This is a genomic window from Pseudomonas sp. AP19 (assembly GCF_001728855.1).
GTDB classification, from domain to species: domain Bacteria; phylum Pseudomonadota; class Gammaproteobacteria; order Pseudomonadales; family Pseudomonadaceae; genus Aquipseudomonas; species Aquipseudomonas fluorescens.
Genome location: NZ_LXJP01000004.1, coordinates 122,200 through 144,824 on the forward strand (window position 1 = coordinate 122,200; position 22,625 = coordinate 144,824).

A 22,625-nucleotide genomic window follows, 5' to 3' on the forward strand; every position below is an offset into this window, starting at 1 on the left:
CACTGTATGGCAAGCTTTTCCCACGCGGTGGGTACTCAAACCTACCGCTTCGACAGCCTCAAGGACGTGATGGCCAAGGCCAGCCCAGCGCGTTCCGGAGACTTCCTCGCCGGTGTGGCCGCGCAGAACGACGGCGAGCGCGTGGCCGCGCAGATGGCGTTGGCGAACATTCCGTTGAAACACTTCCTGGAAGAAGCGCTGATCCCCTACGAAAACGACGAAGTCACGCGGCTGATCATCGACACCCACGATAAACCGGCGTTTAGCGTGGTCAGCCACCTGACCGTCGGCGGCCTGCGTGACTGGCTGCTCAGTGACGCGGCCGACGAACACAGCCTACGCGCCCTGGCGCCGGGGCTGACCCCGGAAATGGCCGCCGCCGTCTCCAAGATCATGCGCGTGCAGGACCTGGTATTGGTCGCGCAGAAGATCCGCGTGGTCACCCAATTTCGCGGCACCATGGGCCTGCGCGGGCGCCTGTCGACGCGCCTGCAGCCCAACCATCCTACGGACGAACCAGCCGGCATCGCCGCAAGCATTCTCGACGGCCTGCTCTACGGCAACGGCGACGCCATGATCGGCATCAACCCGGCCACCGACAGCATCGCCTCGATCTGCGCGATGCTGGAGATGCTCGACGCGATCATCCAGCGCTACGAAATCCCGACCCAGGCCTGCGTGCTGACCCACGTCACCACCTCCATCGAGGCCATCAACCGTGGCGTGCCGCTGGACCTGGTGTTTCAGTCGATTGCCGGCACCGAGGCCGCCAACGCCAGTTTCGGCATCAGCCTCAGCGTGCTGCAGGAAGGTTACGAGGCGGGCTTGAGCCTGAATCGCGGCACCTTGGGTCAGAACCTGATGTATTTCGAAACCGGCCAGGGCAGCGCCTTATCGGCCAACGCGCACTTTGGCGTTGACCAGCAAACCTGCGAAACCCGTGCCTACGCCGTGGCGCGGCATTTCAAACCGTTCCTGGTGAACACCGTCGTCGGGTTTATCGGCCCCGAGTACCTGTACAACGGCAAGCAGATTATCCGCGCCGGCCTCGAAGACCACTTCTGCGGCAAGCTGCTCGGCGTGCCGATGGGGTGCGACATCTGCTACACCAACCACGCCGAAGCCGACCAGGACGACATGGACACCCTGCTGACCCTGCTGGGCGTGGCCGGGATCAACTTCATCATGGGCATCCCCGGCTCCGACGACATCATGCTCAACTACCAGACCACCTCGTTCCACGACGCCCTGTACGCCCGCCAGACACTGGGCTTAAAGCCGGCGCCGGAGTTTGAACAGTGGCTGGCGAAAATGGGCATCTTCACGCAAGCCGACGGCAAAGTGCACTTCGGCAACAGCCTGCCACCGGCGTTTCGCCACGCCTTGAAGCAATTGGGATGAAGGAGCCGCCCGTGCAAGTAGAACTGCCTGATAATCCGTGGCTGGAACTGCGCCGCCTGACCCCGGCGCGCATTGCCCTGGGCCGCACCGGCACCAGCATCCCCACCGGCGCGCAGCTGGACTTCCAGTTCGCCCACGCCCAGGCGCGCGACGCAGTGCACCTGCCCTTCGACGCCGCGGGCCTGAGCAGCCAGATGGCCGAGCGTGGGCGCGACAGCCTGTTGCTGCACAGCGCTGCGGTTGACCGCCATATGTACCTGCAACGCCCGGACCTGGGGCGGCGCTTGAGTGATGAGTCGGCGCAACGCCTGCGCGACTACGCGGCGGCCAACCCTGGCGGCGTAGACCTGGCCATCGTGGTGGCCGATGGTCTGTCGGCGCTGGCCGTGCATAAACATACGTTGCCGTTTCTTACGCGCATGGAAGAACAGACCCACGCCGAAGGCTGGTCCTTGTCGCCCGTGATCCTGGTGGAACAAGGCCGTGTGGCGGTCGCCGATGAAGTCGCCCAGTTACTCGGCGCCAAGATGGTGGTGATTTTGATTGGTGAACGCCCGGGGCTCAGTTCGCCGGACAGCCTGGGCCTGTATTTCACGTACAACCCCAAGGTCGGCCTGACCGACGCCTATCGCAACTGCATCTCCAACGTACGGCTTGAGGGGTTGAGCTACGGCATGGCCGCGCATCGCTTGCTGTACTTGATGAAAGAGGCGTGCCGTCGGCAGCTGTCGGGGGTCAATCTCAAGGACGAGGCGCAGGTGATGACCCTCGAATCCGATGATCCCGACCTGATGAAAGGCAATTTCCTACTCAGCCCACCGGATGACCAATAGCAGCGCGATTGCACTTTTTTTCACCATTAGGCAGCATCCAGTCACGGCCGCGTGTGTGGTCATACCCCTTTGGAAGTTGAGGCCTGGCATGCGGATTACTCAAGCGACCCTGGAACACCTGGACCTGTTGACGCCTCTGTTCGTCAAATACCGCGAGTTCTACGGGGCTTTGCCCTTCCCGGACTCGTCGCGAGCCTTTCTGGAAAAGCGCCTGCGCCGAAAGGAGTCGGTGATCTACCTGGCCCTGGCCGATGACGACGACAAGAGGCTGCTTGGGTTTTGCCAGCTATACCCGAGCTTTTCGTCGCTGTCGCTGAAACGGGTATGGATCCTCAACGACATCTACGTGGCTGAAGACGCCCGCCGGCAGTTGGTGGCGGATAACCTGATGCGCACGGCGAAAAAAATGGCCAAGGAAACTCACGCGGTGCGGCTGCGGGTGTCGACCAGCAGCAACAATGACGTGGCGCAGAAGACGTACGAGTCGATCGGGTTTCGGGAAGACACGGAGTTCAAGAACTACGTGTTGCCGATCAGTGAGGACTGACGCTGTTAGCCCAACCACCATAGATCCCCCTGTGGGAGCGGGCTTGCTCGCGAAAGCGGTGTATCAGTTAATAAAGATTCGACTGACCCACCGCTTTCGCGAACAAGCCCGCTCCCACATTTACATCTGAGCAACATTTAGATCGGTGTAAAGCCTTGCTACCAGCGACACTCCCCGCTACAAAACCAACACGCTTTTCACCTCTCAATCCGTATAATGCGGACCTCTCAGAGCTGTAAGAATCGCGACATAAGCTTGTAGCCTAACTTACCCGTAGCTTCCGCACAGGCCTGCTGAGCCGGGCCATTCACACAGGTGCCATCCATGGATTTCAACCCGCTCGACCTTATCCTGCATCTCGACGTGTACCTCGACATGCTGGTAAGAAACTACGGAGTGTGGATCTACGCCATTCTGTTCCTGGTTATCTTTTGCGAAACCGGTTTGGTGGTCATGCCTTTCCTGCCCGGTGACTCCTTGCTGTTTATTGCCGGCGCCATCGCCGCAGGCGGCGGCATGGACCCGGTACTGCTGGGTGGCCTGTTAATGCTCGCAGCTATCCTCGGCGACAGTACCAACTACGTGATCGGACGAACGGCCGGGGAACGCTTGTTCAGCAACCCGAACTCGAAAATCTTCCGCCGCGACTACCTGCAAAAAACCCACGACTTCTACGACAAGCACGGCGGCAAAACCGTGACCCTGGCGCGCTTCCTGCCGATCCTGCGCACCTTTGCGCCGTTCGTCGCCGGCATCGCCAAAATGCCCTACCCGCGCTTCTTCGGCTTCAGCGTGTTCGGCACCATCATCTGGGTCGGTGGCCTGGTGACCCTGGGTTACTTCTTCGGCAACGTGCCGTTTATCAAGAAAAACCTCTCGCTGCTGGTGGTGTTCATCATCCTGCTGTCGCTGGTGCCGATGATCATCGGTGTGGTCCGCAGCCGCTTTGGCCGCACGTCTTCCGAAGCCAAACCGCAGTAACCCGCGATGTGGTCCCTCAGCGCCTGGCGTCGCCGGCGCCTGCTGGCCAAGCACCCGATTGCCGATGACACCTGGCAACGGGTGCGGCACCACCTGACCTTCCTCGACGGCATCAGCGCCGAGCAAGACCAGTGGTTACGCGAAGCCTGCGTGGTGTTCCTCGCCGAAAAACACCTCACCGCCCTGCCCGGCGTCGACCTGCACCAGGAACAACGCCTGCTGCTCGCCGCCCAGGCGCAATTACCGCTGATGAACCTCGGCGACCTCGATTGGTACCAAGGTTTCCACGAAATCGTGCTGTACCCCGACGATTTCCTCAGCCCCCAGCGCCATCGCGATGCCAGCGGCGTCGAGCATGAGTGGGACGGCGAACACAGCGGCGAAGCCTGGCAACAAGGCCCCGTGATCCTCGCCTGGCCCGGCGTATTGGCCAGCGGCCAGTGGGAAGGCTACAACCTGGTGATCCACGAACTGGCGCACAAGCTCGACATGCTCAACGGCGACGCCAACGGCCTGCCGCCGCTGCACCACGACATGCGCGTGCAGGAATGGGCCAGCGTGATGCAAAGCGCCTTTGACGACCTCAACCGCCAGCTGGACGCCAACCCGCACGCCGACACCGAGATAGACCCCTACGCCGCCGAAAACCCGGCAGAGTTCTTTGCGGTCACCAGCGAATATTTTTTCAGCGCACCGGATTTACTGGTCAGCACTTATCCCCAGGTGTACGCGCAACTGAGTCGCTTCTATCGCCAGGACCCGTTGGCCCGCCTGACCCAGCTGCAAGCCAGCGACACCCGCTATCAGACTGAACGCCACGCGCCACACGACGTCTGACGCATAGCGTCGGCGTCAGAATATGCCTATAATCGCCGCCACTTTTAGGCCAATCCGGCCATGTTCCATGGCCAACTACGGGGGCAACGCCCAATGAGCTACAGCAAGATTCCGGCTGGCAAAGACCTGCCGAACGACATCTACGTCGCCATCGAAATTCCGGCCAACCACGCGCCGATCAAATACGAAATCGACAAAGACAGTGACTGCCTGTTCGTTGACCGTTTCATGGCCACCCCGATGTTCTACCCGGCCAACTACGGTTTCATCCCGAACACCCTGGCTGACGACGGTGACCCCCTCGACGTGCTGGTGGTAACCCCTTACCCGGTAACCCCAGGCTCGGTGATCCGCGCACGCCCAGTCGGCATCCTGAACATGACCGACGACGGCGGCGGCGATGCCAAAGTTATCGCGGTACCCCACGACAAGCTGTCCCAGCTGTACGTGGACGTGAAGGAATACACTGACCTGCCGCCACTGCTGCTGGAACAGATCAAGCACTTCTTCGAGAACTACAAAGACCTCGAAAAAGGCAAATGGGTGAAGATCGACGGTTGGGGCAACGCAGACGCCGCCCGCGCCGAGATCATGAAGTCGGTCGCTGCCTACAAAGGCTGATACCCGCTCCTCATTGCCCTGGCAATCAAAAAAGCCCCGACGATTCGGGGCTTTTTTTGTGGGAAAAATTTAAACTCAAAGTTCAATGTTTAATGCGCAGCGTTTAACCAAGTTAGAACTCTGAAATATCGGACTACAACTAAGCAAATCCCTACACGCGCAATTCAACGCATAGTTTATTTGATGTATTTTTTCGGCCAGTAAACTCTGCGTTTATGAATACATCAGGTGATCGACTAAAAGCACTACTGCGGGAAGTTCATCTTTCCGCCTCCGACTTCGCCAAGAACCGCGGTGTCACGCCTCAACACGTGAACAACTGGTTCAAACGCGGCGTGCCCATGGCCCGACTCAACGAGATCGCAGAACTGCTCTGCGTCTCCAGCCGTTGGCTACGCACCGGCGAAGGCCTCAAACACCCACCGGCCAACTTCCTGCTGGAAGGCCCGGACACCGCCAAAGGATTGCGCACCCGCGAAGACAGCGGCAAATACCTCACAGGCCCCGCCTGCCTCCCGGAAAAAATCGACGTGGAGATTCCTCTCCACCCCACCTTCACCTCCAGCGAACGCATCCGCGTCTCCCTGCACACCCTCGAAACCCTCAACGTAAACCCCGACCGCGCGGTAGGCGCCTACATGGTCGACAACAGCATGATCGACATCATTCAACAAGGCGCCACCCTCGCCATCGACCGCGGCCGCACGCAAATCACCGACGGCGAAATCTACGCCGTCGAACACGACGGCATGCTGCGCATCAAATACCTCTACAACCGCCCCGGCGGCGGCCTGCGCATGCGCAGCCACAACGCCAGCGAACACCCCGATGAATACCTCACCCACGAACAACGCTTTGAACAGAACTTCGAGATCGTCGGCTGGGTGTTCTGGTGGTCCACCCTCAACAACCGCCGACCGGTGCCACTGGACGAACACCTGCTGGGCTGGGAAGGCTCTAAATCGGACCCGGAGGTAGGCATTTGAAATGAATGTGGGTATCATGCCGCCCACATTTGGCAGGGGGTGGCTTTGCGCTATCCACCCTGCTTGGCGATGCGGAGGAGTTCCCGCTGATGCCCCTACTATTCAGCCAGACGGTAAGTTGGCTGAGCGATTTGAAGGCTGGTGAGGTTTGTCAAAAACAAGCTGAGGCAGTCCCCGAGAAGCCGGCCACAAGCCGGCTTTTTAATGCCCTTTTAACCTCAAAAACGCATTGGTACCTGCTGGGGCAAGTAGGCACGCTGCGACTATCACCCTTACTCCGCAAAAACTCTATTCTAAAGCGCGCGCCTCAATTAATAGCCGCCTAGCTCGTTGACTCATAGCTAAAGTGTCGCCGCCAGCGACACAAGAACAAGACATGTCGCAAAAATCATAAAATAGCGACACATGACACCCACATGCTTACACTGACGCCATGAGAGAGCGCTTATGAAAGCGACCTCGCCTATAAATGAACCTCGTGGACACACTCTCATCCATGACAACACCTCATTTCCCATGGCAAGCCGATAAGCCTTACAACCAGCTTCCGCCACTACCGCCGTCAGCACAGCTGGAAACCCGGGCAGTACTCAAACGCTGCATTGAGGCCCGCGCAGCCTTGGCCGAATTGAAACAAGCTGCCGAGCTGATCCCTAACCAAACGATGCTGATCAATACCATCCCCTTGCTGGAAGCCAAGGACAGCTCCGAGATTGAAAGTATCGTCACCACCACGGACCTGCTCTTCCAGCATGCCCAGGATGGAGCAAATCACGCGGACCCCGCGACCAAAGAAGCCCTGCGGTACCGCAAGGCTCTTCATAACGGTTACCAATCGTTGGCTGAGCGCCCACTCTCCACAGGCACGGCAGTAGAAATCTGTCGCACGCTCAAGGGCGTGAACATGGACATTCGCCGTGTACCAGGCGTCCAGCTAGCCAATGACCGCACCGGCGAGATCATCTACACGCCACCAGAGGGCGAAGATCGCTTACGCGACTTGCTAGCCAATTGGGAACGTTTTTTACACAACGAGACAGACCTCGATCCTTTGGTACGAATGGCCGTGGGGCACTATCAATTCGAGGCCATTCACCCGTTCACCGACGGCAATGGCCGTACCGGCCGGGTACTCAATACCCTGTACCTGATTCAGGAAGGTCTGCTGAATCTGCCGATTCTCTACCTCAGCCATTTCATCATTGCGCATAGAGCCGATTACTACCGACTGCTGCTTGATGTGACCCGCGAGCAAGCCTGGGAGCCCTGGCTGCTCTACATGCTCACCGCCGTAGAGGAAACCGCCCGTTGGACCAGCGCCAAAATTGCCGCTATTCGCGGCCTATCCGAACACACCAGCCAGTTTGTTCGTGAACGTCTGCCGAAAACCTATACCCGCGAATTAGTGGATGTGATTTTCGAGCAACCCTACTGCCGCATTAGCAACGTCGTGGATAAGCAGATCGCTCAACGCCAGGCCGCCTCCCGCTACCTCAAAGAGTTGGTCTCCATTGGCGTTCTACAGGAGGTTCAGGTTGGCAAGGAAAAGCTCTTCATTCATCCAAAGCTGATGCAGCTACTGATTCGCGACAGCAACGACTTCAAGACGTACACCTGAGCCGTAGTGAAGGACATTGAGTATTGAATCGCCTGCACGGTGAAGACTGAACAGGCGACGTTTTCTTACTTCGGCTGCAAACACTCCACAGCCCGATCCGCCACCATCTTCGCCATCTCAACCAAATGCATCACCGCCCGATGCGGCGCGCCCAGCGGTTCACCCAGTGCCTGCGAGGTAGCCACCGCGCACTGCAGCAACTCGGCCACACGCAGCCAGGCATCTTCAAAGCTCAGCTCTTCATTGACAGTAAATGGCTGAGTCGCGGCCGATGACGGCGAATCCGATACAACGTTATCCATAGCAAAACTCCAATCGATAATTTGGAGCTGCCAAGATCCGCGACTAAACGAAAGGCGGCAGCTGTACGCAGGTTAGTCGACCGGTCGATTGGGAACCCGGCGCACCCGGAGGTGCCCTGCGCACAGCCACCATAAGATGCAGGCGAAGGGGTGCCTGACTCATGAATTGCTTATGCGCCAATCGAATCCGGGCGACTAAACCCGATCACTGAATAGGCAGTGACGGAACGCAGCCTAGTCGCGGAGTTTAGCTGGCGCAAGCGACTGGAATTCTCTAGGAAACGTCCTGCAAATGAAAGGGATCCGCCCTGCTGGCCTTTGAAAATCGCCCCAATACTCGACCGTATCCCCCCCCACCCATCTGTTTCCCCAGGTGACACGTTTGCCTCCTCCCCCGAATCAACATCACCCCAAGAATCCTTCCTACAAACATAGCTAAACAGCCCCTTTAAAAACCGCTCGCCGCCACGTTTGGCATTTGGCCCAAAACCTGCTTATTGCACACCGTACAATAAAATCCGGTCTGAGCCGGGCCACCTCACTACTGCTGTGCAATACAGCTCGGGGAATGCTGATGTCCACACCACCGCTTCACTCTTCCAACCATGGCTTGGCACGGTCGCTCAAGGAGCGTCATGTGATGTTGATTGCTATCGGCGGCATTATTGGGGCCGGTTTGTTTCTGGGTTCGGGCAAGGCAATTGCCACGGCGGGGCCGGCGTTGTTGCTGGCGTATGCGTTGTGTGGGGGGATGGTTTATTTGATTGCGCGGGCGCTGGGGGAGTTGTCGTTGTACCGGCCCGGTAGCGGGTCGTTTGCAACGTATGCAGAGGAGTTTTTGGGGCCGCGGGTGGCGTTTATCACCGGGTGGTCGTATTGGTTGATCTGGATTCTGGTGGGGGTGCTGGAGGTTACGGGGATCGGTTTGTTGATGAAGTATTGGTTCCCGGAGTTGGCGCAGTGGATTCCGGCGTTGGTCACCACGGTGGTGTTGATGGTGATCAATTTGTTTGCGGTGAAGACGTTTGGCGAGGTGGAGTTCTGGCTGGCGTTGATCAAGGTGGTGACGATTGTCGGGCTGATTGCTGCAGGCTTGGCGATTCTGCTGTTCGGGCTGGAGACATCGTCGCAGCCCCCCCCTTCAATCACCCACCTGTGGCGGCACGGCGGGTTTTTCCCGAATGGCTGGAGTGGCTTTTGGTACGCGATACCGTTGGCGGCGTTTACCTTTGCCGGGGTCGAGGTGATTGGCTTGGTCGCGGCGGAAACGGCCAACCCGGAGCGCACATTGCCGCGAGCGATCAATAGCATCATCTGGCGGATGGCAATTTTTTATATCGGGTCGATCGCGGTGATCATGGCCCTTTACCCCTGGAACCAGATCGATACCTCGCAAAGCCCGTTTGTGAGGGTGTTCGACAGCATTGGCCTGGGGGTTGCGGCCGGGTTGATCAATTTTGTGGTGATCAGCGCGCTGGCGTCGTCGTGCAATACCGGGTTGTTTGCCACCAGCCGGATGTTGTTTGCGCTGTCGCATATTCAGCAGGCACCCCGTCAATTGCAGGTGTTGAGCCCGCGCCAGGTGCCGGCGCGTTGTTTGATGGTGTCGACTGCGATTTTGCTGGTGGGGGTCTTGCTGAACTATCTGATGCCGGAACGTATTTTCAACCTATTAATCACCGGCATTTTGGGCCTGTTGATTTGGGTGTGGGCAGTGATCATCGCCACGCATATGGCGTATCGGCGCAAGGTGCAGCGCGGTGAGTTGCCGCTGATGGCGTATCGCTTGCCGTGGGCGCGGGGCAGCAGCGTGTTGGTACTGTTGTTTTTGGCTGGGTTGACGGTGCTGGTGATTCGCGACCCGGAGACGCGCACGGCGTTTTATGTGGCGGCGGCCTGGTTTGCGCTGTTGCTGCTGGTGTATCCGAAGCGCAACGCATCCAAGGAGGTGAGCGATGTTCACAGCGCCTGATAAGTCCGTGTTGCAGCACTGCATCAACCGCTACACCCACGCCAACCCCAACAGCGCCCGGCAACTGGACTTGGCCGCGCGGGTAATGCCGGGTGGCAATACCCGCTCAGTGCTGTTTTATGAGCCGTTTCCGTTGGTGATGTCGGGCGGGACGGGCTGTTTTCTGGATGACCTGGACGGGCATCGTTATGTCGACTTTCTCGCCGAATACACCGCAGCGCTGTATGGGCACTCTCACCCGGTGATCATCCAGGCGCTGACGACGGCGATGGCGAACGGGCTGAACCTCAGCGCCCACACGCAACTGGAAGCGCGGTTGGCAACGCTGATTGTGGAGCGCTTCGGTTGTATCGAACAGGTGCGCTTTACCAATTCCGGTACCGAGGCGAACCTGCTCGCGCTGGCGGCGGCACGGGCCTACACCGGGCGCGACGGCGTCATCGCGTTTAACGGCGCTTATCACGGCGGCGTGCTGAGTTTTGCCGGGCCAGGCACGCCGATGAATGTGCCCCACCGCGTGTACCTGGCGGATTACAACGATCTACGCAGTGTCGAGCGTTTGCTGTTTGAGCACCCTGGCGCGTGTGCGGCGATCCTCGTGGAGCCGATGTTGGGCGCCGGTGGCTGTATCTGCGCCGCGCCGGGCTTTCTCGAGGGTTTGCGCGCGTTGAGCCGTGCACACGGGATATTGCTGGTGTTCGATGAGGTGATGACTTCACGCCTTGGCCCAGGCGGTTTACAGGAAAAGCTCGGTATAAAGCCGGACCTGATGACCCTGGGCAAATACCTCGGCGGCGGGATGCCCTGTGGCATGTTGGGTGGCCGACGAGACATCATGGCGCAGTTCGATCCGCGCCATGGCCGCCTCTCTCACGCAGGCACCTTCAACAACAACGTACTGACCATGGCGGCGGGTATCGCTGGATTGGAGCAGGTGTATACCCGTGAGCAAGCCCTTGCGTTGAATGCGAGGGGCGACCGGTTACGCGAGCAACTGAACGAGGTGCTCGCCTGCATGCCGATGCAGTTTACCGGGCAGGGTTCAGTGATGAACCTGCATCCCACGGGCAGGCCGATCCTGCGGCCCACGGATATCCCGACAGACCGAAACAGCCTACGGGACCTGTTCTTTTTCCACCTGCTTGAAGGTGGGATCTACAGTGCGCGGCGCGGGCTGTTTGCGTTGAGCCTGCCGCTGACCGAGCACGAAATGAATCGGCTGGTTAACGCTACACAGGCTTTTGTCGAACGCTATGGCGGCATGTTGACCGGCGACTGACGCCCTACCTGGAAGAGCGACAGCGAATCGACGACCGGCTATCCTTTCGCCGTCGCTCAACCGGAACAACGTCCATGACCAGCAAAACCGCAAACCCACGAGGCAGGCGTAAAAAAACCGTTGGCGAAGACCCGCAAAACCAACTGAATAAAGACACGATTATCGCCGCTGCATTGGCGTTGATCGACCGCGAAGGCCTGGAAAAATGCAGCCTGCGCAACTTGGCAAATAGCCTGGGCGTGTACCCCACGGCCATTTACTGGTACGTCTCGTCACGTGAATTGCTGTTGAGCGAAGTGTTGGCCAAAGTCCTCGAACAGGTCGCACCGCAGCCTCAGGAACGCTGGCAGGACTACCTTCGCGCCACCCTGGTTAATTGCCATAACGCTGTGCACCAGCACCCGAATGTCGCGCCGTTGCTTGGTGCGCAACTGGTCTCCAACACCCGCACCGACTTCAAGTTGGTGGAAGGCGTATTGGCGGCATTGCAGCAAGCGGGTTTCAGCGGGCCTTCATTGGCTGGCGCCTACAACACCTTTATCGCCGCCCTTGCCGGTTTCACCACCTTGGAGTTCGCCCCGCTGCCGGAGGACACCGAGGCGTGGCAGCACCAAGTACAGGAAAGCCTGCAGGCCATTGACGCCGAGCAGCACCCGACCCTTGCGCAGAACATGAACCAACTGAGCAACCGCGGTTTCAGCCTGCGCTGGCAAAATGGTGTGCACGCGCCGCTGCATGAGAGCTTTGCGTTTTATGTCGAGACCTTCCTCTGCGGCCTGGAAACCCTGGCGGCGCGTCACTGAAAAATCGCACAACATAATCAGAAAGCCCATTAATTGTACGCCGTACAATTTGGCGTTACAGTCCGCCACGTATGAATACCCCATGACCCTAAAAACAAAAACGTCAGAGGTCTTTAATCGTGGCGACTGCATTCAACGAAGTGGTCCAGGGCCAACGGCTTTGGCAGCCCTCCCCTGAACATATCCAACCTACCCGCCTCACGCATTACCTGGCTTGGCTCAAACGCGAGCGCGGGCTGAGCTTTGTCGACTACCACGGGCTATGGCAGTGGTCGGTCGATGATCTGGACGCTTTCTGGCAATCGATCTGGGATCACTTTAGGGTGCAGGCCAGTAGCCCATACCACGCGGTGCTGGGTGATCGCAGGATGCCGGGTACTGAGTGGTTTCCCGGCGCGCAGCTGAATTTTGCCGAACACATTTTGCGCAACGAACGGCAAGGCGATGCGCTGCTCTACCTGAGCGAATCCGCCGCCTTGCAGGGCTTGCCCTGGGCTGAGTTCTCCGACCAAGTACGCACGCTCGCCAGCTATCTGCGAGAGCTCGGCGTAGTGCCCGGTGATCGCGTGGTGGCTTACCTGCCAAACATCCCCGAGGCGATGATTGCGCTGTGTGCCTGCGCAGCCATCGGTGCGATCTGGGCCAGTTGCTCGCCGGATTTCGGCAGTGAGGGTGTGCTGGATCGGGTGCGGCAATTAGCGCCGAAAGTGTTGTTGGCGGTGGACGGCTACCGGTATGGCGGCAAGGCGTTTGACCGGCGTGACCAGGTCCGGCAGATCGTCGACGAGTTAGGCAGTATCCAGCAGGTGATTGTGCTGCCGACGCTGTTTGTTGATGAGCCATTGACGCTGGCTAACGCCATCGACTGGCACAGTTTGCGCCGGCGCCCCAGTGTGCCCGCCGCCGATTTCCAGTGCGCGCAAGTTCCCTTCGATCATCCGTTGTGGGTACTGTTCTCGTCCGGCACCACGGGGGTGCCCAAAGCCATCGTTCACAGCCATGGCGGGGTTCTGCTGGAGCAGCTCAAAGCACTGCATCTGCACCTGGATTTTCGTCCGGGTGACACCGCCTTTATTTTCACCACCACCGGCTGGATGATGTGGAACACCTTGTTCAGCGCCTTGCTCTGCGGTGTTCGCCCGGTGCTTTACGACGGCCATCCCACCTGGCCAGGCACCGATGCGCTGTGGCAAATCCTGCAAGACAGCCGGGCGAGTTTTTTCGGCACCAGCCCCACCTACATAGAGCTGATGCAGCGCGAGGGCATAGTGCCCGGCGAGCGTTTTGACCTGCACGCACTGCGCACGGTAATGCCGGTGGGGTCGCCGGTTTCACCGCAGTGTAATGCATGGTTTTATCGCAACCTGAACGCGGCGGTGTGGGTCAACACGGGCAGCGGCGGTACGGATATCTGCACCGGGCTGCTCAGTGGCGTACCGACCTTGCCGGTGTATGCCGGCGAGATCCAGGCGCGCGCCCTGGGGGTGGATGCCCATGCATTTGATGCGCACGGCCAGCCGGTGATCGATCAAGTCGGCGAGCTGGTGGTGAGGTCGCCCATGCCGTCGATGCCGGTGTACTTCTGGAATGACCCCACGGGCGAGCGCTATCGCGACAGCTACTTTCAGCCGTGGCCCGGCGTATGGCGCCATGGGGATTTCTTTTTACTCAATGCACGCGGCGGCTGCCAGGTGCTGGGGCGTTCCGATGCGACGCTGAACCGCTTTGGCGTGCGGATCGGCACGGCGGAGATTTATCGGGCGCTGGAGCACATCGCAGAAATCGAGGATGCACTGATCGTTAACCTTGATTTGCCCCAGGGCGGTTTCTTTATGCCGCTGTTTGTCCAGCTGCGTGCCGACGCGGTGTTGGATGAGCCTTTGCAGCAACGCGTGAATGATTGCCTGCGCCTGGCGTGCACACCTCGGCATGTGCCGGACTGCATCCTGGCTGTACCGCTGATTCCCACCACCCTCACCGGGAAAAAAATGGAAGTGCCGGTACGCCGGATCCTGATGGGGCACGACCCGCAGAAAGTCGCCAACCCCAGCGCCATGCGTGACCCGCAGGCGCTTGAGTTCTTTATCGAATACGCCGCCCGGAGCTGCCAGCCATGAGGGGTAAAGCTTATATCGCGGGAGCCTATGAACACCCTACCCGTCACGCCACGGACCGCTCCCTGGCGCAGTTGCATGCCGATGTGGCACGCGGCGCCCTGGAGGATGCAGGGCTGAGCCTCGGTGATGTCGACGGCTATTTCTGCGCCAGTGATGTGCCGGGCTGGGGGGCGCCAGGCGTAGGGCCGTTCTCCATGGTCGAGTACCTGGGCATCCAGCCACGCCATTTGGATACGACGGAAAGTTGGGGCTCGTCCTACATGCATCAAGTCGCCCAGGCTGCACGCGCCATCGCCGATGGGCGCTGCCGCGTCGCCTTGATCACCCAGGCCGGGCGCCCGCGTGCCGAGCGCCAACGTCCGCAAAGCAGCGCATCAGACCCCGCGTACAGCGCGTGTGAAGCGCCGTTTGAAACGCCCTATGGCGCTGCCGTGGTCAACCTCTACGCGATGTGCGCCATGCGCCATCAGTACGAACACGGCACCACGGCCGAGCAACTGGCCTGGATAAAAGTCGCGGCGTCGCACCATGCCCAACACAACCCGCAGGCGATGTTGCGCAATGTGGTGACGGTGGAAGACGTACTGAGTTCACCCTTGATCGCCGCCCCTTTGCGGCGCTTGGACTGCTGTGTGATCAGCGACGGCGGCGGCGCGCTGGTGCTGGTCCATCCGGCCATTGCGCGCTCGCTCAAACGGCCGCTGATTACGCCTATCGGTTCGGGCTATGCGATTAACCATCTGAACGGTGGTTACTTCGACCTGCTGACCTCGGGCGGCGCGCAATCCGGCGCCGACGCATTCAGCGAGGCGCGCCTGACACCGGGCGATATTGACTACGCCTCGCTGTACGACAGCTTCACCATCACCGTATTGATCCAGTTGGAAAACCTCGGTTTTTGCGCCCCTGGCCAAGGCGGCGCCTTTGTCGCCGACGGCAAGTTGATCAGCGGTGTCGGCCCCTTGGCGGTAAACACTGACGGCGGCGGCCTGTGCAATAACCACCCCGGCCATCGCGGCGGCATGGCCAGGCTGATCGAGGCCGTGCGCCAGTTGCGCGGCGAAGCGCACCCGGCCGTTCAACGGCCGCATTGCGCACTGGCTCTGGCCCACGGCACCGGCGGCCTGCTGGGTTCACGCCACGGCAGCGCCACACTCATACTGGAGCGCCTCTGATATGCCACTGACCTCACCGCACATCACCCCGGAAAGTGCGCCCTTCTGGGCCGCGGCCAATCAAGACCAACTGTTGCTACGCCGCTGCCTGGACACCGGCAAGGCCTACTACTACCCCCGCGATCACAGCCCCTTCACCGGCAGCACCGCAACCGATTGGATCGTCGCCAGCGGTGGCGCCACCTTGTACAGCTTCAGCTATAGCGGGCGCGCAGACGACGTGCATTGCATTGCCTACGTGATGCTCGACGAAGGGCCAACGGTGTTGTCGGTCATCCAGTGTGACGCTGCGCACCGCTTGCGCATCGGGCAACGGCTCAAGGTGGCGTTTGCACCCACGCCGAACGGCCAAAAAGTCCCCGTGTTTGTTCCATCGGTTTGATTGTCCTTTTTGAGTTGACGGTAAGACACGCGCCAGCCGATTTATCACTGCTAACTCACCCATTAATCTGTGCCCATGTTGAACGCAACGCCAACCCAACCTAAACAAAAAAAGGATTCAACCATGAGCACGCCAACCCTTAGCCGTTTGAACAAAGACGACGCCGTAGTCCTGCTGGTCGACCACCAAACCGGGCTGATCTCGCTGGTGCAGGACTTCTCCCCCAACGAGTTCAAGAACAACGTGCTGGCCCTGGCGGACCTGGCCAAGTTCTTCAACTTGCCGACCATCCTCACCACCAGTTTCGAGCAAGGCCCTAATGGCCCGTTGGTGCCGGAGTTGAAGGAGATGTTCCCGCAGGCGCCGTATATCGCGCGCCCTGGTCAGATTAATGCGTGGGATAACGAGGATTTCGTTAAGGCGGTCAAGGCGACTGGGCGTAAGCAGATCATCATTGCGGGTGTGGTGACGGATGTGTGTGTGGCGTTCCCGACGTTGTCAGCGCTGGCGGAAGGGTTTGAGGTGTTTGTGGTGACGGATGCGTCGGGCACGTTCAATACCACGGTGCAGCAGGCGGCGTGGAGCCGGATGACCCGGGCGGGGGCGCAGTTGATGAATTGGTTTTCGGTGGCGTGTGAGTTGCAGGGTGACTGGCGCAATGACATGGAAGGGTTGGGGAATTTGTTGTCTCAGCGGATTCCTAACTATCGGAATTTGATGAATGGGTACGCGGCGGTGACGGCGCGTCAGGGCTGAGGTTGAGGGGCGGCCCTCAAAAAACTGTGGGAATGGGCTTGCCCGCGATGGCTGTGAATCAGTCGATAAATTCGGTGACTGATACACCGTCTTCGCGAGCAAGTCGAATCGTCGCACCGCCGCTCCCACATTTGATCTTCGCTGCTTTGAGTATTGGGGCAAGCCCACTCACCACAGACGCGGTGTTTGCCCTTACTCAGTCGAGGATCAGGTGCGGCAAAAACCGGCTGGAATCTTTGGTAATCAAACTATTGTCTTCCCGTACGCCAATCCCTGCGGCTTGATCGCCAATCACCCACGACCCGATCAGCGTGTAGCTGTCGCCAAAGCGCGGCAGCGGCGCGAACTCCTGGAGGATGAACGGCGCATCGGTGTAGGGGCCGTCTTCTTTTACGATCAGGCCGTCGGCGGTTTGCAGTTCGATGTTGGCGCCTTCGCGGGAGAAGAACGGTTTGCGCACCCAGCCTTTTGGCACGGCTTTGCCGGGGTCGGTATCCAGGTGGGACGCGAGCAGGTTCGGGTGGCCTTTATTGAATTCCCACAACAGCGGCAGGATGCCTTTGTTGGAGAGGATGGCTTTCCACGCGGGCTCGAAAAACTGCGTATCGCACTGGGCAATCGCGGTGCCGAAGGGCTCGTGGAAGATGAATTCCCAGGCGTGCAATTTGAACAGGTGGGGAATCCAGCGATCTTCGAGGTCGACGAAACGGCCGTCGCTGGTCAGGCCGATGTCCTCGATGTCGATGTGGCGTGATTCGATGCCGACCTTTTCCGCGACGAGGCGCAGGTAGTCGGTGGTGCCTTTGTCTTCGACCGAGTCTTTCATCGAGGCGAAGTAGAACGGTTGGTTGACCTGCAATTGAGCGAAGGCCTGGTGCAGTTTGGTGTCGATGCTGTTGAACTGGTCGGCATGCTTGGGCAGCAGGCCGCGTTCGATGCATTGTTCCAGCCAGCCCCATTGAAACGCCGCCGCCTCGTAGAGGCTGGTCGGCGTGTCGTAGTTGAGTTCGAGCAGTTTGGCGGGCCCAGTGCCGTTGTAGGAGAAGTCCATGCGCCCGTACAGGTGCGGGTGGCCTTCGAGCCATGAGGTTCGAATCATGTCGAAGAACGGCGCAGGAATGCTCAGCCGTTCCAGCAGCTCTTCGCTTTGCACCACGCGGGCCACGAGGTCCATGCACATGTCATGGATCTCGGTGGTCGGGTCTTCGAGGTCACGCTCGATTTGCTCGAGCGTGAATTGGTAGTACGCGCGCTCGTCCCAGTAGGGTTCGCCGTCGATGGTGTGGAACAGAAAGCCGAGACTCTCGGCAGTCTGTTGCCAGTCAGGACGTTCTGCGCAGTGGATCTTCTTCATGGCCCGGTTTCCTTAACTGTTCGACCCACCGCCGCCCCAGCCGCTGCGGGCGCTGGCTTTGCTGCCAAAGCCGCCACGCGAGGTAGAGGACGCCACGGACACCGGCTTGCTGGAGGAGCGCAGCGTGTTGGTGTAATTGCTGCTGCCGTACCGGGACTGATTCGAACGGCCGAATGTCGCCCCATTCGAGACCCGCTGGTTGAGCGTCGAGTTACCGTAATTGCCGCGATCATCGCGATAGCGATACACCGGCTCGGAGCGGTAGCTGTTGCGATTGTTGCTGAGCATGTTGCCGATCAGCAGGCCGGTCAGCAGGCTGCTGGTGGAGAAGCCTGAGCCGCCACTGTTCGCTTGGGAACCGCCGGCTTGCGCATTGGCCGCATCGACCTGGGATTGGGTCACCTGGCCGGCGGCGGTCAGTTCAAAACCGCCGAGTTTGGGGATGAACTTGCCGGTGGAATCCTGCTGGCACCAGCCGGCGACAAAGTCGGCATCGCAATCGGTCTGGCTGTCGTACACCGGGGCAATGCGGCGATGCTCGGCCATGGCCGTCATGTAGGCGTCCGAGCACACGTCGACCGGCAGCTTTTCATCGGCGCATTGCTGAACCGACTGGAAGTTGTACTTCTTCTGCAAATCGTAGGTTTTTTCCGTCGGCCCACAACCGGATATCGCCATGGCGACCGACGCTGCCAGCGACAGCTGGACGTACTTGCTTCGTTTCATCGAGAGCTCCGTGCGCAATCAGTACTGGGTGGGCGTCATGCACGCGGCATTCAACATGCCGACGCTGATGGCCACGGCGGCCACGTAGATACCGGCCGCGAGTTCGCCGTTCTTGATGCGCTCGGACGTGCCTTTGAGCACCAGGCTGGTCAGCAGAAAGGCCAACAGTTGGACGCCGGCGGCGATCACCGCCCAGACGACGAAGTCGAGGATGCTGATCGAGTAGGCAATCACGTTGCTGGCCGGAATGGCGAAACCGATGATGGCACCGCCCAGGGCGACCGCCGCCGACACGTTGCCGGCACGGATCAGTTCGAACTCCTTGTGCGGGGTGACGCGGGTGTAGATGAACTGGAACAGCGCGAAAATGATCGCAGCCCCGAGGATATAGGTGACAAACCCGAACACAGCCGCCTTGTTCAGAGAGATGGAGAGAGCTTCTAGCATGGACGTGTTCCTTTTTTAGAGCGCAGTCAGGTCGGTTGTGTACAGCGAAATGCCCAGCGAGGTGCTCAGGCTGATGGTGCCTTCGGCGTCTTCTTCGACGGAAAACAGCAAAAACTCTCGACGATCGGTCAGGCCTGTGTCGCGGGCGTACAGCATCGAACGGTGCTCGACGGTGTAGGCGGTCTCGGGGTTGATCACCTGTTCGGTCATCGCCACCAGTTCTGTCTGGCCAGGCTCGCTGCCCCACACGCGGGCGTATTCGACGCCGTCGTGGGTGTAGGTCGGCAGCCCGATCAGGCTTTGTGGCCCGGCCAGCCGACGCAGTTCCGCTTCACTGTTGATAGTGACGACGCTCAGGTAGTTGAACAGGATCACCGACTCGACCTGCCCGGCGATCTCGCCGGTGGTGTGCACCTGCAGCCAGTAATCTTCGTCGTTCATGTAGTAGCGCGACAGCCAGGTCGATTGCCCGAGGTCAACGCTGCCGTTGGCCCAGATTTCCTGGGAGCCGGGGATCACCACCGTGGTTTTCTCATCGAGCAGCAATTTCAGGCTCGTGTCGAACATCACGCCTTTGCCCGGCGCCAGGCCCAACGGGCCCGTGGCCGGCAGGGTTTGGCCTGCGGTCCATTTCGATTCTGTATTCGCTTGCGGGGCCTCAAGCCCCATCAACTGTTTAAACCATCCCATTGGAGATTTCCTTGAGGCGGGTGGAGGCGATGTAGAAGCGTTCGCCGCCTTCAACGCGCGTGGCGCCAGGCGGGTTGATTGAGGGGTGTCGAGCCGCGTTGGCGCGGTAACCGAAGCGGTGAAAGCGGCAGGCCGCGTATAGGCGCAATAAAAGAAAAATCGACATGTCGTCCCGATTCCCTGGGTACTTGATTCCTGATGACGTCATCGCCTCGGCATTCACCCGGCATTAAACCTGCTGCGCGGCGTAGAGAGAAGTACCTTGGCCGCAATAAACCCGGCGAGCGCACCAAACAGATGACCTTCGAAAGAAATCCCCTGGCGCGGCAGAAAGCCAAGGATCAGGCCGCCATACAGCACCGCCACCACACCGGCGATGATCAGGTTGCTCCAGCTGCGGTGGAACCAGGCGCGAGACAGCAGGTAGGCCCATAGGCCGAATACCCAGCCGCTGGCGCCGACGTGCACGCCGCTGAAACCGAACAGCCAGACCAGCGAGCCGCCCAGCAGAATGATGATCGCGCTGACGGCAATGAACCGGTTGAGCCCTTCGACAATGACCAGGCTGCCCAGCACCAAAAAGGCAATCAGGTTGGCGCTCAGATGAGCGAAGGACGCGTGTAAAAAAGGTGAGGCAAGGATGCCGAACAGCCCCTGCACGGTTCTCGGGACCAGGCCGAATGCCATGAGGCTGTAACCGGTGGCGACATTGAGCAGTTGCAGCGCGACCATAAAAACGGCCAGGCCGGCGATTGTCTTGAAACCCTTGAGGGTATTCATCCTGACCTCGAGGTAAAAAAAGGAAGGGCAGACCTGAATGCCGGTCAGTTAAGTGCAAGGCCTCTGTGGGAGCGCCGCTGCTTTGAGCATTTCGTTCACTTAACTGACCTGCCCGGCCTGCTTCGGCGCTTTTTACTCAGCCGACTTTTGCTTCAGGCGTTCCAGAATCGCGTTGGCGCTGCCTGTGTCCGGCGTAATGCCAGCTTCGCGCAGCTTGCGCTCCAGGTCGTTGCCCGTGGAGGCCTCAGCCAGTTGATCCTGGGCTTGCAGTTCAGCGGCACGTTGCTGCTGCTTGGCTTGCAAGCGGTTCAGCGTACCGACGGCGGTTTCCAGCTTGCCGTTGGCACCGCCACTGGCGATGGACGCGCTGACCTGGGCCTTTTGTACGCTTTCACGCGCCTTGGCCATGTCCACTTGCTGGCGCAGGCTTTTGATCCGGCTTTCGGCTTTGGTGATGTCTTTGCGCATGCTCTCAGCGTACCCGCCGAACTCGGTGGTCTGCTTTTGCTCGACGTCACGCTCGTTGGTCAGGGTCGAAATGGCTTCGGCGACTTCCAGGGCGAGGTCTTCGCGATTGGCCTGGATAGCCGCCATCGCTTTGGACTCCAGGTCCTTGATCTTGGCGTCGTACTCGCCCACGCGATCAGACGCCAGCTTGTGCTTGGCCATGATGCTGACCAGCTCACGCTTGGCGTTGGCCAGCGCCGTGTCGGCGTCGCGAATTTCCTGGTCGAGGATGCGCAGGGCTTGTTGGTCAACGATCGATTCGCCGACTTCGCTGGCACCGCCACGCAGCGCGGTGAACAATTTGCTCCAGATGGACTGAGTCATTGGATACTCCCGAATAATTAATTGAAGAAACGTTCGAAGGCTTCGCTGGCGCGCTGCACGTTATCAACCAGGGTTTTCACCTCGGTCACGATGTTAGTCAGGCTGGAGTCGGAACTCAGTGCGCCAAACATGTTGTAAACAACTTGCCCGTTAGGCATGGACTCGATACCGATCGAAGACAACGGGAACATTTCCCGACTGCGCAGCACTGCGTCATTGAAGGCGGTTACGTCGTTGATGGACTCGACGTCGACCAGCACGGTGTCCACGATGATCTGCTCGCCCACTACCGCGATATAAATCGGCAAGCCCCCGAAGTCGTTCATTTCCAGCTTGATGCTGGACTCGGAGCCTTGAACCAGAGAAAGCGTAATGTCGTTGGACACCACTTCGTCCAACGCCTGAAAAGCCGTGAAGAGGCGATCGATATTCCAGTTAGTACCTGCGCTCATGAAATTCTCCGACATGAATGAGCCAGCCAGAATCGGCTGGCGAAGCTGTTTCTCCATCTGCTTGAGCAGGCTTCGGTTTTCGGGAAGCACCCAAGTCTCGTGTTTCACATAACCGGCGGCCGCCAAGCCCGCGCGCATCTGCTTCATGTAAAAGCTCGATGGCTTTTTCGCAGGCGATTTCAAGCGCTCTCCCTTGCGGCTTGTTGAATCGGTATCGGGCCCTGCTGGCGGGCTCGATGGAGAGCTGCTTTTCATGGTACTGACCTCGTTGTGAAAAACTCACGCGTGAGAAAATCTACAGGTAATGCTCGGCATGCTCAATAGCTCACGCGTGAGATTTTTTACCTGGCGTTTGCGCCCCAGCCAAAAGCCCCCCTTGGCCAAGGTTGACACGACTGCATCGCAATCTGATGAACGGTTATGCGGCGCTGACAGCGCCTCAACACTTCGCTTGCCGCGCTCTAGGATAAGCCTGCCCTGAATGGCGCGCTTTTTTTGCAGGGGCCGGCACTACGCCCCGAATGTTTCACATTAGCCGTGGCGTTGTGAATTGTTGTGAAGGCTGGGCTAGTCGGCTAATTCATCATGCTAAGTTGCGTGACAGTGTTATTGGCAGCACTCATGCACAGCGGCCGCGCCACTAAGGCCGCCCTCTTGTTATTCAATAAACAGCCTCGGGTAGTTATCCAGGAAGTTGGGCGCCCCTGCGCGTCTTAAAAGACGCCGGGGCAATAA

Annotated in this window: 23 protein-coding genes and 1 pseudogene; 15 read left to right on the forward strand and 9 right to left on the reverse strand. The window is 59.4% G+C overall.

Going from position 1 to position 22,625, the window contains the following annotated elements; translation table 11 throughout:
- Positions 1-6: 6 nt before the first annotated feature.
- The 8 genes from A7D21_RS05710 to fic all read left to right on the forward strand — a co-directional run bounded on the left by A7D21_RS05710 (position 7) and on the right by fic (position 7,824).
- Positions 7-1,401, forward strand: coding sequence for an ethanolamine ammonia-lyase subunit EutB (locus A7D21_RS05710; RefSeq protein ID WP_069551225.1), 1,395 nt, complete (start codon positions 7-9; stop codon positions 1,399-1,401).
- On the forward strand, positions 1,398-2,234 hold the full coding sequence (gene eutC / locus A7D21_RS05715; RefSeq protein WP_053258199.1) for an ethanolamine ammonia-lyase subunit EutC: 837 nt from the start codon (positions 1,398-1,400) through the stop codon (positions 2,232-2,234). The genes A7D21_RS05710 and eutC overlap by 4 nt, the downstream gene beginning before the upstream one ends.
- A gap of 88 nt (positions 2,235-2,322) precedes the next feature.
- Positions 2,323-2,781, forward strand: coding sequence for an N-acetyltransferase (locus tag A7D21_RS05720; RefSeq protein WP_053258200.1), 459 nt, complete (start codon positions 2,323-2,325; stop codon positions 2,779-2,781).
- Between the two features lie 324 nt (positions 2,782-3,105).
- A complete protein-coding gene (locus A7D21_RS05725) occupies positions 3,106-3,762 on the forward strand; it encodes a DedA family protein (RefSeq protein ID WP_053258201.1) in 657 nt (218 codons plus the stop codon).
- 6 nt (positions 3,763-3,768) lie between these two features.
- A complete protein-coding gene (locus A7D21_RS05730; protein ID WP_069551226.1) occupies positions 3,769-4,599 on the forward strand; it encodes a zinc-dependent peptidase in 831 nt (276 codons plus the stop codon).
- A gap of 93 nt (positions 4,600-4,692) precedes the next feature.
- The gene (gene ppa, locus A7D21_RS05735) at positions 4,693-5,220 is read left to right on the forward strand and encodes an inorganic diphosphatase (protein WP_003176323.1); all 528 of its coding nucleotides are present in this window, start codon (positions 4,693-4,695) and stop codon (positions 5,218-5,220) included.
- A gap of 215 nt (positions 5,221-5,435) precedes the next feature.
- Positions 5,436-6,206: a S24 family peptidase gene (locus A7D21_RS05740; protein ID WP_053258203.1), complete on the forward strand. Its 771-nt coding sequence runs from the start codon at positions 5,436-5,438 to the stop codon at positions 6,204-6,206.
- A 496-nt stretch (positions 6,207-6,702) separates the two neighbouring features.
- Positions 6,703-7,824 carry a protein adenylyltransferase Fic gene (gene fic / locus A7D21_RS05750; RefSeq protein WP_053258204.1) on the forward strand — a complete coding sequence of 374 codons (1,122 nt, stop codon included), beginning with the start codon at positions 6,703-6,705 and terminating at the stop codon, positions 7,822-7,824.
- A gap of 65 nt (positions 7,825-7,889) precedes the next feature.
- Here the strand turns inward: fic and A7D21_RS05755 are convergent, their stop codons facing one another.
- Positions 7,890-8,126, reverse strand: a complete 237-nt coding sequence (locus A7D21_RS05755; RefSeq protein ID WP_053258205.1) for a hypothetical protein — start codon at positions 8,124-8,126, stop codon at positions 7,890-7,892.
- 640 nt (positions 8,127-8,766) lie between these two features.
- Between A7D21_RS05755 and A7D21_RS05760 the strand changes: the two genes are divergently transcribed.
- The 7 genes from A7D21_RS05760 (at position 8,767) to ycaC (ending at position 16,610) form a co-directional block, all read left to right on the forward strand.
- A complete protein-coding gene (locus A7D21_RS05760) occupies positions 8,767-10,098 on the forward strand; it encodes an amino acid permease (RefSeq protein WP_232005429.1) in 1,332 nt (443 codons plus the stop codon).
- The gene (locus tag A7D21_RS05765; RefSeq protein ID WP_053258206.1) at positions 10,082-11,377 is read left to right on the forward strand and encodes an aspartate aminotransferase family protein; all 1,296 of its coding nucleotides are present in this window, start codon (positions 10,082-10,084) and stop codon (positions 11,375-11,377) included. The genes A7D21_RS05760 and A7D21_RS05765 overlap by 17 nt, the downstream gene beginning before the upstream one ends.
- A 74-nt stretch (positions 11,378-11,451) precedes the next feature.
- Positions 11,452-12,180 (forward strand): TetR family transcriptional regulator, encoded by a 729-nt coding sequence (locus A7D21_RS05770; RefSeq protein WP_053258207.1) that lies wholly within the window; start codon positions 11,452-11,454, stop codon positions 12,178-12,180.
- A gap of 119 nt (positions 12,181-12,299) precedes the next feature.
- Positions 12,300-14,297, forward strand: a complete 1,998-nt coding sequence (locus tag A7D21_RS05775) for an acetoacetate--CoA ligase (RefSeq protein ID WP_053258208.1) — start codon at positions 12,300-12,302, stop codon at positions 14,295-14,297.
- Entirely contained in the window at positions 14,294-15,472 is a 1,179-nt protein-coding gene (locus tag A7D21_RS05780; RefSeq protein WP_069551227.1) for a thiolase domain-containing protein, read from the forward strand. The genes A7D21_RS05775 and A7D21_RS05780 overlap by 4 nt, the downstream gene beginning before the upstream one ends.
- 1 nt (position 15,473) lies before the next feature.
- Positions 15,474-15,854: a Zn-ribbon domain-containing OB-fold protein gene (locus A7D21_RS05785; RefSeq protein ID WP_069551228.1), complete on the forward strand. Its 381-nt coding sequence runs from the start codon at positions 15,474-15,476 to the stop codon at positions 15,852-15,854.
- Between the two features lie 123 nt (positions 15,855-15,977).
- Entirely contained in the window at positions 15,978-16,610 is a 633-nt protein-coding gene (gene ycaC / locus A7D21_RS05790; RefSeq protein WP_069551229.1) for an isochorismate family cysteine hydrolase YcaC, read from the forward strand.
- A 196-nt stretch (positions 16,611-16,806) separates the two neighbouring features.
- Here the strand turns inward: ycaC and A7D21_RS05795 are convergent, their stop codons facing one another.
- The 8 genes and pseudogenes from A7D21_RS05795 to A7D21_RS05830 form a co-directional block, all read right to left on the reverse strand.
- On the reverse strand, positions 16,807-17,964 hold the full coding sequence (locus tag A7D21_RS05795; RefSeq protein WP_053258212.1) for a glutathionylspermidine synthase family protein: 1,158 nt from the start codon (positions 17,962-17,964) through the stop codon (positions 16,807-16,809).
- Positions 17,965-17,976: 12 nt separating this feature from the next.
- Positions 17,977-18,690, reverse strand: a complete 714-nt coding sequence (locus A7D21_RS05800) for a DUF1190 domain-containing protein (protein ID WP_069551230.1) — start codon at positions 18,688-18,690, stop codon at positions 17,977-17,979.
- Between the two features lie 18 nt (positions 18,691-18,708).
- Complete coding sequence (locus A7D21_RS05805; protein WP_053258214.1) at positions 18,709-19,137, reverse strand: DUF350 domain-containing protein; 429 nt, start codon at positions 19,135-19,137, stop codon at positions 18,709-18,711.
- A gap of 15 nt (positions 19,138-19,152) precedes the next feature.
- A complete protein-coding gene (locus A7D21_RS05810; protein WP_069551231.1) occupies positions 19,153-19,827 on the reverse strand; it encodes a DUF2491 family protein in 675 nt (224 codons plus the stop codon).
- Positions 19,814-19,939, reverse strand: a pseudogene (locus A7D21_RS05815) (potassium channel protein); the annotation flags it as partial. The pseudogene A7D21_RS05815 and the gene A7D21_RS05810, both read right to left, overlap by 14 nt.
- Positions 19,940-20,046: 107 nt before the next feature.
- Positions 20,047-20,607 (reverse strand): rhomboid family intramembrane serine protease, encoded by a 561-nt coding sequence (locus A7D21_RS05820; protein ID WP_069551233.1) that lies wholly within the window; start codon positions 20,605-20,607, stop codon positions 20,047-20,049.
- Positions 20,608-20,739: 132 nt separating this feature from the next.
- Positions 20,740-21,438: a PspA/IM30 family protein gene (locus tag A7D21_RS05825; RefSeq protein WP_053258218.1), complete on the reverse strand. Its 699-nt coding sequence runs from the start codon at positions 21,436-21,438 to the stop codon at positions 20,740-20,742.
- A gap of 17 nt (positions 21,439-21,455) precedes the next feature.
- On the reverse strand, positions 21,456-22,037 hold the full coding sequence (locus A7D21_RS05830) for a YjfI family protein (RefSeq protein WP_094470401.1): 582 nt from the start codon (positions 22,035-22,037) through the stop codon (positions 21,456-21,458).
- Positions 22,038-22,625: the final 588 nt, after the last annotated feature.